General features: G+C 73.2%; 10 protein-coding genes. 7 read left to right on the forward strand and 3 right to left on the reverse strand.

Annotation, left to right across the window (positions count from 1 at the left end):
- Positions 1-117 precede the first annotated feature (117 nt).
- Positions 118-840: a helix-turn-helix transcriptional regulator gene (locus ABT403_RS25955; RefSeq protein ID WP_425580223.1), complete on the forward strand. Its 723-nt coding sequence runs from the start codon at positions 118-120 to the stop codon at positions 838-840.
- Positions 841-973: 133 nt separating this feature from the next.
- On the opposite strand, the gene ABT403_RS25960 is transcribed toward ABT403_RS25955, so the two are convergent.
- Complete coding sequence (locus ABT403_RS25960) at positions 974-3,094, reverse strand: eCIS core domain-containing protein (RefSeq protein ID WP_344161852.1); 2,121 nt, start codon at positions 3,092-3,094, stop codon at positions 974-976.
- Between the two features lie 464 nt (positions 3,095-3,558).
- Here ABT403_RS25960 and ABT403_RS25965 point away from each other — a divergent pair, with 464 nt between their 5' ends.
- Positions 3,559-4,218 (forward strand): Pvc16 family protein, encoded by a 660-nt coding sequence (locus ABT403_RS25965; protein WP_344161849.1) that lies wholly within the window; start codon positions 3,559-3,561, stop codon positions 4,216-4,218.
- 2 nt (positions 4,219-4,220) lie between these two features.
- On the forward strand, positions 4,221-6,299 hold the full coding sequence (locus tag ABT403_RS25970) for an ATP-binding protein (RefSeq protein ID WP_425580230.1): 2,079 nt from the start codon (positions 4,221-4,223) through the stop codon (positions 6,297-6,299).
- Between the two features lie 33 nt (positions 6,300-6,332).
- Here the strand turns inward: ABT403_RS25970 and ABT403_RS25975 are convergent, their stop codons facing one another.
- Positions 6,333-7,811: an RICIN domain-containing protein gene (locus ABT403_RS25975; RefSeq protein ID WP_344161846.1), complete on the reverse strand. Its 1,479-nt coding sequence runs from the start codon at positions 7,809-7,811 to the stop codon at positions 6,333-6,335.
- Between the two features lie 268 nt (positions 7,812-8,079).
- On the opposite strand from ABT403_RS25975, the gene ABT403_RS25980 reads away from it, so the two are divergent.
- The 4 genes from ABT403_RS25980 (at position 8,080) to ABT403_RS25995 (ending at position 10,846) form a co-directional block, all read left to right on the forward strand.
- The gene (locus ABT403_RS25980) at positions 8,080-9,693 is read left to right on the forward strand and encodes a phage tail sheath subtilisin-like domain-containing protein (protein ID WP_344161843.1); all 1,614 of its coding nucleotides are present in this window, start codon (positions 8,080-8,082) and stop codon (positions 9,691-9,693) included.
- Positions 9,694-9,768: 75 nt separating this feature from the next.
- Complete coding sequence (locus ABT403_RS25985) at positions 9,769-10,212, forward strand: phage tail protein (RefSeq protein ID WP_344161840.1); 444 nt, start codon at positions 9,769-9,771, stop codon at positions 10,210-10,212.
- A complete protein-coding gene (locus tag ABT403_RS25990) occupies positions 10,212-10,691 on the forward strand; it encodes a hypothetical protein (RefSeq protein ID WP_344161837.1) in 480 nt (159 codons plus the stop codon). Before ABT403_RS25985 ends, ABT403_RS25990 begins: the two co-directional genes overlap by 1 nt.
- The gene (locus ABT403_RS25995; RefSeq protein ID WP_344161834.1) at positions 10,688-10,846 is read left to right on the forward strand and encodes a DUF6760 family protein; all 159 of its coding nucleotides are present in this window, start codon (positions 10,688-10,690) and stop codon (positions 10,844-10,846) included. The genes ABT403_RS25990 and ABT403_RS25995 overlap by 4 nt, the downstream gene beginning before the upstream one ends.
- Before the next feature lie 1,860 nt (positions 10,847-12,706).
- Here the strand turns inward: ABT403_RS25995 and ABT403_RS26000 are convergent.
- Complete coding sequence (locus ABT403_RS26000) at positions 12,707-12,829, reverse strand: hypothetical protein (RefSeq protein ID WP_344161831.1); 123 nt, start codon at positions 12,827-12,829, stop codon at positions 12,707-12,709.
- Positions 12,830-13,793: the final 964 nt, after the last annotated feature.

The following is a 13,793-nucleotide window of genomic DNA, read 5'->3' on the forward strand; positions in this document are numbered from 1 at the left end:
GCCATGAACCCGCGGTCCGGACGTTCCACGTAAGCGATTCGTAAGCGCTGGATACCTACCGGGCCGTAACGCCCGTCGTCAACCATGAGCGGGAAGAAGCCGGCGCGGCGCGCTGACATGGGGGAACACGTGCACAGTTCATTGCGGAGCGGGAGCGGGACTAGGAGTGGGGGCACGGGTGTGATCAGGGCCGCGGACACGGGATCGGCGGACCCGGACCGCAGGATCCCGGTCGTGGTCCACGCCCCGGATCCGATCTCCTACGCCGGAGTGGTCAGCCAGCTGCGGCACCATCCGGTGATAGACCTACGCGACGAGGCGGGGAGCAGGCCCGGAACCGTGGCGGTCCTGATCGGCGAGACGCTGGACGAGGCCACGTTCGCCCGACTGCGTCGGATGGTGCGGGGTGAAGGGGCCCGACCCGTCCTCGTGGTGAGCGCGGTACGGGAGGCCGAACTCCTCGAAGTCATCGAGTGCGGTGTCGGGGCGGTCGTCTGGCGCCACGACGCCACCGCGCACCGTCTGTTGCAGGCGGTGCTCGCGGCCTCGCGGGGGGACGGCGATCTCCCCGCCGATCTGCTCGGCCGCCTGATGAACCAGGTGGGGGCGCTCCAGCGATCCGCTGTCGGAGGTACCGGCGTGCCCGCGACCGGGCTGACGGCGCGCGAGGTGGATGTCCTGCGACTGGTCGCGGACGGGCTGGACACCGCCGAGATCGCCGGCAAGCTCTCCTACTCCGAGCGCACCGTCAAGAACGTCATGCACGGGCTGACCACCCGTCTGCACCTGCGCAACCGCGCACACGCCGTGGCGCACGCCCTGCGGGAGGGCTACATCTGAGCACATGGCAGCGGCACACGGCCGCCCGGACGCCGGGGCGGTGGGTTCCCGGCGCGGCCGGCCCGGGCACGCGACCGGGCGGCGGCGCTCATCGGGGAAGACGGCGCCGCCGATCCCGCCGCCGCCCGGGGGCTCAGGGGCCTGGCCTGGTCCCGACGGCCGGTGGGGGAGCCGTCTGCAGGGAGCCGCAGATCGACTGGTACAGCCTGATGGCCTGCTGGCAGAGCAGCGCGAACTCACGCAGCGCGCCCTGTCGTTCCTCGTGCCGGCCGTTCTGCTCGGCATCGTGGACCTCGGCGGACAGCCGGGCGAGTTCGGTCACCATACGTTCGAGCTGGGCGAGGGCTCCGGTCAGAGGCGGGAAACCCCCACCGATCGCCCGCTTGTCGTGGTCCTCGACCGGCTTCCCCAGCTTGTCCACCTCGTCCTCCATGTGCGCGTGCCAGCCCCTCAGGTTGCCCAGGAGACCGCCCGACCGGTAGCCCCGCAGCCCCAGCTCCGGCTGCAGCAGGTTGTACGGGACCCCGAAGTTGTTCGCGATGTCCAGCACCTCGTGGAGCGTGTGATAGCCCCACTGGACGGTGTGGTCGTAGTCGAGGCGCCAGAAGGCGAACAGCGCCCACGCGGCGGCGCCGAGCTCGGCGCTGTCACCCCCCGCGACGGCACCGAAGTTCATCATGCGCGCGGTCGTCTCCGACTGGCCCACCCACACGGGGACCTGGTAGTCCCGCGCCAGGACGGTGGTGGGGTCCCTCTCGTCACGGGTGATGAAGCCGACGTTGCGGTCGACGTGCATCCCTTTGCTGGGAACCGTCGCGATCCGGCTGCCGAACAGGTCCACCTTGGAGGTCCCGCGCTTCTGGTCCGGTGTCGGGGCATCGAGGAGACCGCTGCCCGCCGTCCGTGCACCGTGGCGTGCGGCCAGGAAGTACTCCATCACGTCGTGCAGGACCACGACCTTGTCACGCATGGCGTACTTCTCGGGACGCTGAAGTACGGCGAGCATGTTGCCGTTGATGCCGGTCTTCACAGCCGGGTTGCGCGCGGCCGCCGTGACGTCGAAGTGGGTCCGGTACGTGCCGTACTCCCGCTGGTTCACGAGACCGGTCCGCAGCTCCTGGATGATCTGCTGGTGCCTGGCCGGATCGATCGGCTTGGCGGCGAGACCGGCGATCCACCGGCTCACCCTCGTCAGAAGAATGTCGAGATGGACCTCTATCTCGTCGTTCCCCTTCACCTCGTGGGCGAGTTCCTTCTCCCGGTGGCGCCCCGGCTTCTGGACCACCCAGCCCAGCAGGCTCCGGTAGAGCTGCTCGACATCGGGGAAGCTGTGGTTGCGGATCTTGCGGCCGTACACCGGATGATGGCCGCCGGGGCCGCCCGGGGTGTTCTTCTCGCCGGCGCCCTGGTCGTCGACCCACTTGTTCAATTGCTTCTTCAGAGCCGCCTGATGTTTCCGGAACTCCGACTGGCGCCCGGCCGGCTCGTTCTGCACCCATGTCTCCAGCTGCTTCCACAGCGGATCCGGGTCCTTCTCGTGGGCCTGCGGGTGGGAGTTGGAGTACATCCGGGTGCCCACCACCACGGCACGCTGCAGGGGCGCCGTCGGGGCGTCCGGCTGCGCCGGGGCGCCGGTGCGCTGGACGTCGTTCGACGGCGCGGGCACCGGACGGCCCATCACAGCACGGGCGTTGGCCTCGGCCGCGCGCTCGAAGCGGTCCGAGGGATCGCTCACCCGCAGGCCCGCGCCGTTGTCCGTACCGGCGACGGCCCCCTGCCGCTGCTGGATCACGTGCGTCAGCTCATGCGCGAGGGTGTGCTTGTCGCCCCCGCCCTCTCCGATGACCACGTGGCTGCCCGAGGTGAAGGCGCGGGCGCCCAGCTCGGCCGCGGAGCGCTTCGCGGCGCTGTCGGTGTGAAGGCGTACGTCCGAGAAATCGGCGCCCAGACGTGACTCCATTTCGGCCCGGGTGGTGTCGTCCAACGGCCGCCCGGGCTGCCGCAGGACACCGTGGGCGGTGGAACGCTGCACGACGGGTGCGTCTGCCTGGTGACCGCAGCCGTCGCTGTGCTCGTGCCGGTCCTGGGCCCACTGATGCCCCGCCCGGCGCAGCAGCTGGGCGACCACGGCGTTCCCCGCCGTGGTCTGCAGACCCCGCAGCCCCGCCTCGGATGTGCTCGCGGGAGACGCGGTACGGCGCAGGGGTACGGGATCGCCCTTGGCCGTGGAGTTCTTGTCCTTCGCGGAGATCATGGATCCTTCGTCACCTCGGGCCTTCAGGAAGCGGCCGTTCGCCGGTTGGTCCGGCAATGAAACACGCCCCTGACGGCCGAACCGTAGGAGGGAACGGGCAACACGGCACCGAGGGGCAGGAGTTCTGCACCATCAGGCAACCCGCGAACGGCTCCCAGGGTGGAAAGGGCAACCGGCTCCGGGCTCTTCGTCCGGTGCGACCGAGTGCCCTTCAGGGTGAGGTGCGGTCCGGGGTGGCGCCCGTGACGACCGGCACCCGTCGTACTCCGGCCCCTGCGGGAGGGCCGCGACTGACCCGGAGGGCAATGGCGCGGGGCCGCACGGCCACCGGAACGCGCCCCCGGGACGGCCCCCACGGGCTTGCGGGCGGCCCCCGGCGGTCAGAAGAATCAACAGCACCCCTCCGGCGACCGTGCGGCAGGCGCGGACACCTTCGGCACCTCAGGCAAGGCGGGAACACGACGATGATCCACGAGGTGGACGAGGTCCTCGAACGGCTGCTGAGCGGTGGCGCGCTGGCCGGCTCCGGCATCGACGTCTCCTTCGACGCGCCGACCCGTGACTGGGCCGCCCGGCGCAACGCCACTGCCGTCAACGCTTACTTGTACGACCTCCGCGAGGACGTCGGCCGACGCCAGCGCGGTACGGTACCGGTCACGGGTGCCAACGGGGCGGTGATGAAGCGCCGTCAGCCGCCCCGCTGGTTCCGGCTGTCCTATCTCGTCACCGCCTGGACGAAGCAGCCCAAGGACGAACACCGGCTGCTCTCCGCCGTGCTGGCCACCCTGCTCCCCAGGGAACTGCTGCCCCCCGAGGAACTTCCCGGCTCTCTCCACGCGCTGGGACTGTCCGTGCCGCTGACCGTCGCCGGGATCCAGACCGAATCGCGCTCCCTCGCCGAGATCTGGTCCGCGCTCGGCGGTGAACTCAAGCCGTCCCTGGACGTGGTGGTGACGGCACCCTTCCCCGCTTTTCCCGAATACGACGCCGGGCCACCGGTCACGGAGGGCGCCGCGGTGCGCGTACGCGCCGTCGACGGCAGCCTGGAGGACTCACCCGAGCGGCGGCACCGGCCGCGGCACATGGCGGCGGCGAGCCGCCGGAACCCGGAGCCACGGCAGTGACCATCCCGTACCCCTCCGCCCCCGTCCACCACGACGGCACGGTCCCGCCCGCCCCCGGTCCCGTGCCGGACGCGGCCGAGGCGCTCCTCGTACGGCTCGACAGGGTCCGCGACCGGGCCTCCCTGCTCGTCGAGGAGCGCAGCGCCACCGATCCCACCGCCGCCGACCCGCTGCGCGGCCTGTACCTCTCCATCGAGGCCGTACGGCACCTGCTGGACACCGCCGTACCGGATCCGTCCCCCGGGCCGGGCGGACCGCAGGACGCCGGAGTGGACCGGGCGATGCGCGCTGCCGCGACGACGGCGGCCGGCGACCGGCTGGCCCGGCTCGCGCACCGGCACGGACTCACCGAACTGGACACAGGGCTGCTGCTCGTCGCCCTCGCGCCCGATGTCGACCGGTCCTTCGAGCCCCTGTACGGCTACTTGAACGACGACGTCAGCCGACGCCGGGCCACCATCGGACTCGCGCTCGACCTGTGCGGACTTCCCGTGCACCTGGCGTCGACGCGCGCCAGGTTCCATCCGTCGGCGCCCCTGTCCGCCCTCGGCCTGCTCGCGGTCGAGGAGCCCGAGCGCCCCTTCCTCAGCCGCACGCTGCGGGTCCCGGACCGGCTGATCGCCCATCTGCTCGGCGACGACGTCCCGGACGCCGCCCTCACCGGGCACCTCCGCCCGCTCGCGGCGCCCTCGGGGCCGTACGACGAGGAGTTCGCCCGCAGGCTCGCCGCGCGGCTGACCTCCACCGGCCCGGACGCCACCGCGCTCACCGTCTACCTGCGCGGACACCGCGAGGGCGACGGGCCGGCCGTCGCCGCGGCGGCCGTGCGCGCTGCCGGTCTCGACGCCCTGCACGTCACGGCCGCCGCCGACGACGTACCGTGCCCGGAGCTCCTGCGCGAGGCCCGGCTGCGCGGCTGCGCGCTCGTCGTGTCGCGGCTGCCGGACGGGCCGGGCCCGCTGATCCGGGCGCTGACCACGCCCGACGTCCCCGTGGTGTTCCTCGGGGAGCGGCCCTACGATCCCCACTGGTGCGACCGTGACCCGCTGGTCCTGGACGCGCCCCGGCTGCCCGCGGGCGCCGAAGGCTCCTGGTCGGCCGCGCTCGGCGGGGCGGACCCGGCGTTCGACCTCGCGGCGACCGTGGCCCCGTACCGTCTCGGCGGCGACCGGATCGTCCGGGCCGCCCGCGCGGCCATGGAACTCGCCGCTTTCGAGGGTGTCCCGGTGGCCGCCGGCCACCTGCGGCTGGCCGCCCGTCAGCAGTCCGCCTCCGGTCTGGAGCGGCACGCCCGCCGGATCCGGCCCGACGTCGGCTGGGAAGACCTCGTCCTGCCGGACGGCCCCCTCGCCCAGCTGCGGGAGCTCGCCCTGCGTGCCCGCCACCGCGACCAGGTCCTCGGGGACTGGCGGCTCAGCGCGGGCGGCGGCCGGGGCCGCGGAGTCCTGGGGCTCTTCGCGGGCGAGTCCGGTACCGGCAAGACGCTGTCGGCCGAGGTCGTCGCCGCCGAACTCGGCCTCGACCTCTACGTCGTCCAGCTCTCCTCGATCGTCGACAAGTACGTGGGCGAGACCGAGAAGAACCTGGAGCGGATCTTCACCGAGGCCGGCCGCACCGACGCCGTGCTCCTCTTCGACGAGGCCGACGCCGTCTTCGGCAAGCGTTCCGAGGTCAAGGACTCGCACGATCGCTACGCCAACATGGAGAGCGCCTATCTGCTCCAGCGCCTGGAGTCCTTCGACGGTATCGCCCTGCTGACCACCAACCTGCGGGCCAACATCGACGAGGCGTTCACCCGGCGCCTCGACCTGGTGATCGACTTTCCGTTCCCCGACGCGCAGCAGCGCCTCGCACTGTGGCGGCACAGCCTGGTCCGGGTACCGTGCGCACCGGACACCGACCCGGGCGCCTGCGCCCGCGACTTCGAGCTTGCGGGCGGCTCGATCCGCAGCGCCGTCGTCACCGCCGCCTACGCCGCGGCGGGCCGCGGCGGGCCGGTCACCACCACGGACCTGCTGGAAGGGGCCCGCCGCGAGTACCGCAAGGCGGGCCGCCTGGTGCCGGGCGAAGGCGGCTGGTAGCCGGAGCCGCCCCCGGGGCACCGGCCCGGCCGCTCAGCCCAGCGGGTGGACGATCTGCCAGTCCGGCCTCGTGGGGTTGACGATCTGCCAGAGGTCCTCGCCCTTGCGGCAGTCGTTGATCCTGAGCCTGAGCCTGGCGCTCTCCCTGCTCGTGCTGGGGCCGGTCCAGTCCAGGCACCGGCCGTTGCTGGTGTGGTTGCGGATCCAATAGGTTTCGCCGTCCTGCTTCTCGAGCCACCACAGCTGGTTGCCGGTGAGGTTGCCGTTGCAGCCGAACGAGGCCACCTCGGTGCCGGTGGGCTTCTCGCCGAATCCGCCCGGCAGATCCAGGCAGTTCCCGTTCTTGACGTTGCGGATCTGGAAGAGCGCGGCGCCGTAGGGCCCCTTGTCCTTGCTCACCAGGTCCAGGTTCCAGAGCTGGTTGTCCTCCGTGCCGGGGTTGCAGGTGGCCGTACTGCCCGCGGCGCCGCGCTCGGCAACGCCGTTGCCCGGGAGGTCGGCGCACAGCTTGACGGGCCTGAGCCGCAGCAGGACGTTGCTCACGGTGTGCGGCTCGGGCTTCTTCTCGCCCGTCGGAGGTTTCGGGGCCCCGCCGCCGCCCCCGCCCCCGCTCCCGCCGCCTCCGCCGCCCGCCTGCGGGTCCGGGGCCTTGGACGGTGCCGGTTCGGCGGGCGGGGGAGAGGAGGGCGGAGCGAGGGGTGGGGCCCCGTCCTTGCCCGGCGGCGGGATCGCGCTCGCGCCGGCTTCCTGGAGCTGCTCCACGGCGGCGCTTCGGACATCGGGTTTGTACGCGATCCACAGCAGTACGAACGTCACGGTGAGGGCCAGCAGAACGCCGAAGAACGTGGCGAGCCAGCCGGGCAGGAACCCGCGCTGGACGTACCTGCCGTCCACGGCCAGCGGGGCCGTCCCCGAGCGGTGTACGGAGAGGGTGTACGGCCGCTGCTGCTTCGACCCGAACCAGATGATCTCGCGCGGTTTGAGGGTGGCCTTCACGAAGGCGGCCCGGCCCGGCTCGATCTGGACGTTGCCGGGGCGGATCTCGTACGACAGCTCGTCGCCGTTGTCGCTGCCGCTGATGGACGCGGTGAGCGTGGTGTTGCCGAGGTTGTCGATGGCGAGCCTGGGGCGGCCTCGGAAACGGCCCTTGACCGTGGGCGGCACCAGTTCGGCACGCACCTCGCTGAACGGGGTGACGGTGAGGTTGCCCTCGGGGACGGTGACCGCCTCGGGATGCTCGGTCGGCGTGATGCACACGGCGAACGGGTTCGGGCCGGCCGTCGCGTCGGGTGTCCGCGGCGGCGCGAACGTCAGTTCCACCGTCCCCGTCGTCCCCGGATAGAGCCGGAGTGTGGCGGGTTCCACCGTGGTCCACGGCGCGACGGCGCCGACCGGCTCGAAGCGGTACTCGTCGACGACGTCACCGGTGTTGCGCAGACGCAGGCGAACGGTGGCGCTGCCACCGGGATCCACGGTCGCGGACGCGGGCTCGAAAGAGGTCCATAGGCTCACGCCCCGACGCTACGACCGGCCCCGGGGGACGGTCAGAGGCCGCAGGGCAGCCTTCGCTGCCCGAACGGGCACCCTCGCGCCCGCACCGCGGGCAGGGCGCGCAAGGCCGGGGCGAACCGCGCCGCGCCCCGGCGGCGTCCGGGTCCCACGGGCTGCCCCTGCGGGCAACCGTGCTGCCCTCGAACAGGTACCGGAGGACGTTTCCGTGGACCGGCTCCCCGACGAGGGTTGAGGACATCCGGTCTCGTACCCCCGAGGAGAGCACAGCATGCCGTCCTACCTGTCGCCCGGCGTATATGTCGAGGAGGTGGCCAGCGGCTCCCGCCCCATCGAAGGGGTGGGGACCTCGGTGGCGGCCTTCGTGGGTCTCGCGCCGTCCGGTCCGTTGAACGAACCGACGCTGGTCACCAACTGGACCCAGTTCGTGGCGTCTTTCGGTGCCTTCACCGACGGCTACTACCTGGCGCACAGCGTCTACGGCTTCTTCAACAACGGCGGTACGGCCGCCTATGTCGTCCGGGTCGGCGGCACCCACGGCGGCGCCGCCGCCGAGGCGGCCCCGTCCCCCGCGGCTGTGAACGGCGCGCCCGCCCCCGCCGCGCTGCCGCCCGGCGAGCCGAAGCAGCTCGGCACGTTCACGGTGGCCGCCGCGGCCGCCGGCGCGCTGAGCGTCGAGGTCGCCGACCCGGAGGGCGACGGCCCGGCCGAGCGCTTCAAACTGATCGTGAAGGACGGCGACCAGGTCGCCGAGACGTTCGACGTGACCGCCAAGAAGGGCGGCCGCAACTACGTCGTCACGCAGGTCAAGGAGCACTCCAAGCTCATCACCGTGCAGGAGGCCGCTCCCGCCGGACAGCTGGCGCGCCCCGGCAACCAGACGGTGGCCCTGGCGACCCCGTCCTCCCGCGCTCAGGCCTCCGCGTCGGCGGGGGCGGCCATGCCGTCCACGCCGTCCGGGGCGGACGCATCCCACCCCGGCCCCGCCGAATACCTCGGAGACTCCGCCGACCGCACCGGCTTCGGCGGGCTGGAGGCGGTCGACGAGATCTCGATGGTCGCGGTTCCCGACCTGATGGCCGCCTACCAGCGCGGTGCGATCGATCTGGAGGCGGTCAAGGCGGTGCAGCTCGGGCTGATCGCGCACTGCGAGCTGATGGGTGACCGCGTCGCCGTGATCGACCCGCCGCCCGGCATGAATGCCCGTCAGATCCGCGTCTGGCGGCAGGACACCGCGGGCTACGACTCCAAGTACGCGGCCCTGTACTACCCCTGGATCAAGTCGTTCGACCCGGCCACCGGCCAGTCCCGGATGATCCCGCCGAGCGGTCACATCGCCGGCATCTGGGCCCGCAACGACTCCGAGCGCGGCGTGCACAAGGCCCCCGCGAACGAGGTCGTGCGCGGCGCCGTGGACCTGGAGATCCAGATCACCCGCGGTGAGCAGGACCTGCTCAACCCGATCGGCGTCAACTGCATCCGCGCCTTCCCGGGCCGCGGCATCCGCGTCTGGGGCGCCCGCACCCTGTCCTCCGACCCGGCCTGGCGCTACCTGAACGTGCGCCGCTACTTCAACTACCTGGAGGAGTCGATCCTGATCGGCACCCAGTGGGTGGTGTTCGAGCCGAACGACCACCACCTGTGGGCCCGCATCCGGCGCAACGTCTCCGCCTTCCTCGTCAACGAGTGGCGCAACGGCGCCCTGTTCGGCTCCCGGCCCGAAGAGGCGTACTACGTCAAGTGCGACGAGGAGACCAATCCGCCGGAGTCGGTCGACCTCGGCCGGGTCATCTGCGAGATCGGCATCGCGCCGGTCAAGCCGGCCGAGTTCGTGATCTTCCGGCTGGCCCAGTTCTCCAGCGGCAGCGGGGAGCTGGAGGAGTAGCCCCCCTTTTTTTCGCTTCCCGCTCCTCAGTGAGCGGCCACGACCTCACGTACCTCTTGGAAGGACGCAGCACAGATGAGTCTCCAGCCCGGTGACGCCCTCACCTCACATAATTTCGGCCTCCAGATCGACGGCGTGATGGTCGAGTACCTCGCCGAGGTCAGCGGCCTCAGCCTCGAACAGGACGTCATCGAGTACCAGCAGGTCTCCTCGCAGGGCAAGGCGGTGACGAAGAAGCTGCCGGGCGTGAAGAAGGCCGGCACGTGCACCGTCGTCCGCGGTATGACACACTCCGCCTCCTTCAACCAGTGGATCAGCGAGTCGGTCGCCGGGAACATGGGCTCGGCCCGCAAGAACGCCACCATCATGGTGATGGACTACCAGGACAACCCGGTCAAGCGGTACAACATGCGCAACGCATGGTGCAGCAAGATCGACACCAGCACGGTGAAGGCCGGTGAGGCGGCCGCGCTCACCGAGACCGTGACCATCACGTTCGAAGAACTGGTCATCGAATAATGCGGCGTACGGCTCCCAGGGCGGGCGCGGCGGTCACGGGCGCCGACGCACCGGAGGCTCCGGCCCCGGCGCAGACCGGTGCCCCGGCCTCGGCCCCGGCGGCCCGGCCGCTGGTCACGGAGTTCTCCTTCGAACTGCCGCGCGGCTACGTCGACGAAGCCGGAACCGTGCACCGGGACGGGACCATGCGGCTCGCGACCGCCCGCGACGAGCTGATCCCGCTGCGGGACATGCGGGTCCAGGAGAACCCGGCCTATCTGTCGGTGGTGCTCCTCGGCCGGGTGATCACCCGCCTGGGCACGCTGCCGCTGGTGCACGACGGGGTGGTGGAGAACATGTTCGCCTCGGACCTCGCCTTCCTCCAGGACTTCTACCGGCAGGTCAACGCCGAGGGCCACACCCGGGCGGGTGTGACCTGCCCGCATTGCGAGGAGCCGTTCGAGGTCGAACTCGGCGGGAGCCGCCTGGGGGAATCGTGACGTACGCGACCGACCGCCTGCACGAGGAGATCGCGTACATCGCCTACCACTTCCACTGGACTCTGGAGGACATCCTGGACCTCGAACACCGCGACCGGCGCGGGTTCACCGAGCAGATCGCCGGGTTCGTCACCCGCGCCTCCGTGGAGGGGTGACGGCATGGGACTCCTCGGTCGGCTGATGGGCGGCCTGACGAGCGGCCGGGGGCAGCGGCCCGCTGCCCCCGAGCCGGGCTCCGTACCGGGTGCCGAGCCGGGCCATGGGCCGGTCCGGGGCCCTGGTTGGTCCGCGCTGCCGCCGATTCAGCGGGTGACCGCCGGCGCGGGCGGGCCGGTCGCGGACGCGGGTTTCGGCGGCCGCCTGAGTACCTGGCAGGACCCGTCCTTCCGCGGGACCATGTCCCACGCCGTGTCCGGCGGCGCGCCGGGCGGCCTGCTGAAGGGCGTGCTCACGGAGTCGGCGACGCCTGGAGCGGGGCTTGAGCTGCCGGCGTTCACGCTGCCCGTGGCCTCGCACACGGCCCTGGGCGACGGGGCCCTCGACGCCGACACCCCGCCGGTGCGGCGGGCGGTGCTTCCGCCCGCGGCCTCCCCTCCGGCCGGCGTCGCGGTGACCCCCGTCAGGACGCCGTCGCCCGCCCGCGCGACACCGCTGACCACGTCGCGCCGTACCCCCGCGGTGCAGCGGCGGTCGCTGCCGGTGGCGCGGCGGGCGACGCCCGCGGCCTCCGGAGACCTGGGTTCCCCCACCCGGTCTCCGGGGCCGGAGCCTTCGCGCGCCCCGGGGCCGGCCCCCGTGCCGGCCGCTGCTCCGGCGCCGGCCCCGGGCCCGGCCCGCGCGCCGGCCCCTGCCTCGGCGCCGGCCCCTGCTTCGGTGGCGGCTCCTGGCCCGGCGCCGGCCCCTGCCCCGGAGCCCTCCGGCAGCCTGCGCCCCACCCCTGCTCCCATTCCCGCCGCGGCTCCCACCCCGGCTCGGAATCAGACCGCCGTGCCCCCATCCCCGACGGCGGCATCGGACGGTCAGGCTCCGCCCGTCCAGCGGAGCACTCTCGACAGCGCACGCCACACCCCGTCGGCACCCGGGGCCGCTGTCCCCGTTCCGGGCCGGAGGCCGGCCGACGGGCCGCGCCCGGCTCCGGCGCGTCCGGCGGACGTCGACGGGCCCGCACTCCCCATCGCGTCCTCGGCCGGCCGGCCGGCTCCGGTCCAGCGGCGGGGTGTCGACGGACCCGTGCCGCGAGCGGCCTCAACAGCAGCTGAAGTAGCGCCGGTTCAACGGAGTACGACGACGGGAGTGCGGCGGTCTGATCCGGTTGCGCCTCCGGCCGCAGGTGCGTCCCCGCTCCCGAACACCTCATCGGCCGGTGACCCGCGCCCGGTTCAGGCGCGTGGTGCCGACGCCGTGCGGCGACCGGTTCCGGATGGCGCCCCGGCGGGTCACGTACCCGTGTCCACGATCCCGTCGTCGGCAGGCCCGTCCACCCCCGTTCAGCGCAGTGCCGTCGACGGCGCGCGGCGAGCGGGACCGGCCGAGTCCGCAGCCCCGACACCCGGGCCGGCCTCCGGACCGCGCACAAAGCCGTCCGGTGGGCTTCGCCCGGTGCGTGCCGTCGACGCGTTCCCACCACGGACCGCGCCGTCCGCCGGTACGGCCTCTCCGGTGCAGCGGAGCACTGCCGACGCGCCTGGACGTCCTGCCCCGAGCCTGCCGCTGTCCACCGGCCCGGCTCCGGGACCGACGGCATCCACGCGCAGGCAGCCGACTTCGGGTCCGGGCCGGGAGACCTCCGGTGACGGGTCCCGTTCCGGGACTGCGCCGTCGGCTGGTGCGGCCCCGGTTCAGCGCAGCGCCGCCGACGGGGCGCAGGCGCCCGCTCCGAGCCTGTCGCCGTCCACCGGCCCGGCTCCGGGCCCGACGGCATCCACGCGCAGGCAGCCGACTTCGGGTTTGGGCCGGGGGACCTCGGGTGACGGGTCCCGGTCCGGGACTGCGCCGTCGGCCGGTGCGGCCCCGGTTCAGCGCAGCGCCGCCGACGGGGTGCAGGCGCCCGCTCCGGGCTTGCCGCTGCCCACCGGCCCGGGCACGGCCCCGGCGGGGTCGACACCGGGGCGGCCGGCTTTCGGTCCGGTGGCTCCCATCCAGCGGAGCACCGCCCACGGTGCGGGACGGTCCGTTCCGGGGCTGCCGCTGTCCACCGGCCCGGTCACTGCTTCGGCTCCCGGGGGACCGATGTCCAAGCCGACCCTTCGGCCGGGCCGGGAGCCCCATCGTGAGGCATCCCCGCCGCGAACCACGCCCTCGGCCGGTCCGGTGGACCCGGCTCAGCGGAGCACTGCCGACGGGCGGCGCAAGGCGGGACTCGGCGCGCCGATATCCACCGGTCCGGCTCAGGCCCCGGCTGCGCCCCCTGCCGTGTCCCTGGGGCCCGCCCTGTCGGCCGGTGCATCCGTACCCCGGAACACGCCGGCGGCCCGTCCGGTGGCCCCCGTGCAACGGCGTACGGCCGACGCGGCGCGGCCGCTGCTGGGCGAGCCCCTGACGGTGCCGCCCGCCGACGTCAGACCGCTCACGGGCGGAGCCGCCGCCGTCCAACGAGCCGTGAGCTCATCGAAGGCGACCTCACAGAACCCGGTCGGGAGCGGGGCCGGACCCCGCACACCGGCTCTCCCGCAGGCCCCGGGGCCGCGGCAAACGCCGGCGGGTCAGGCCGTCCAGCGCGCCACCGTACCTCCCACGGTCCGGCAGGCCCCCGCTGACGGCGAGGTGAGGAGCACGGGTGCGCGCACGGTCGGAGACACCGCACCCGAGCCCGCCCGGCGGGCGCTCGCTCCCGCCCGCGCGCTGACCTCGGCCGTATCATCCGTGACGCCGCCCGTCTCCCCGCGTCCCGTGCAGGCGCGGGCGGCCGTACCGCTGCGCCGTGGGCGGGCGGCAGGGGCCGCTCCGGTGCCAGGCGGTGGGACGGCGACCGCCGCCACTCCCGCCGTTCAGCGCATGACGGCCGGGGGCACCCCGACGGTACCTCGCGCAGCGACCCCTCCTCCCGCGATACCGGGAGCCCGGCCGACTCGGCCGGAACTCCGGCCGGTCGGCGGTGGGCGC

It is taken from the genome of Streptomyces sp. NPDC000075 (assembly GCF_040301925.1).
GTDB classification, from domain to species: Bacteria; Actinomycetota; Actinomycetes; order Streptomycetales; family Streptomycetaceae; genus Streptomyces; species Streptomyces polychromogenes.

What these genes read in the sequence shown, in the direction of transcription:
- ABT403_RS25985 (WP_344161840.1), top strand. Translation starts at nt 9,769, where the DNA reads ATGAGTCTCCAGCCCGGTGACGCCCTCACCTCACATAATTTCGGCCTC.
- ABT403_RS25965 (WP_344161849.1), top strand. Translation starts at nt 3,559, where the DNA reads ATGATCCACGAGGTGGACGAGGTCCTCGAACGGCTGCTGAGCGGTGGC.
- ABT403_RS26000 (WP_344161831.1), bottom strand. Translation starts at nt 12,829, where the DNA reads ATGGGAGCCACCGGACCGAAAGCCGGCCGCCCCGGTGTCGACCCCGCC.
- ABT403_RS25960 (WP_344161852.1), bottom strand. Translation starts at nt 3,094, where the DNA reads ATGATCTCCGCGAAGGACAAGAACTCCACGGCCAAGGGCGATCCCGTA.
- ABT403_RS25980 (WP_344161843.1), top strand. Translation starts at nt 8,080, where the DNA reads ATGCCGTCCTACCTGTCGCCCGGCGTATATGTCGAGGAGGTGGCCAGC.
- ABT403_RS25955 (WP_425580223.1), top strand. Translation starts at nt 118, where the DNA reads ATGGGGGAACACGTGCACAGTTCATTGCGGAGCGGGAGCGGGACTAGG.
- ABT403_RS25990 (WP_344161837.1), top strand. Translation starts at nt 10,212, where the DNA reads ATGCGGCGTACGGCTCCCAGGGCGGGCGCGGCGGTCACGGGCGCCGAC.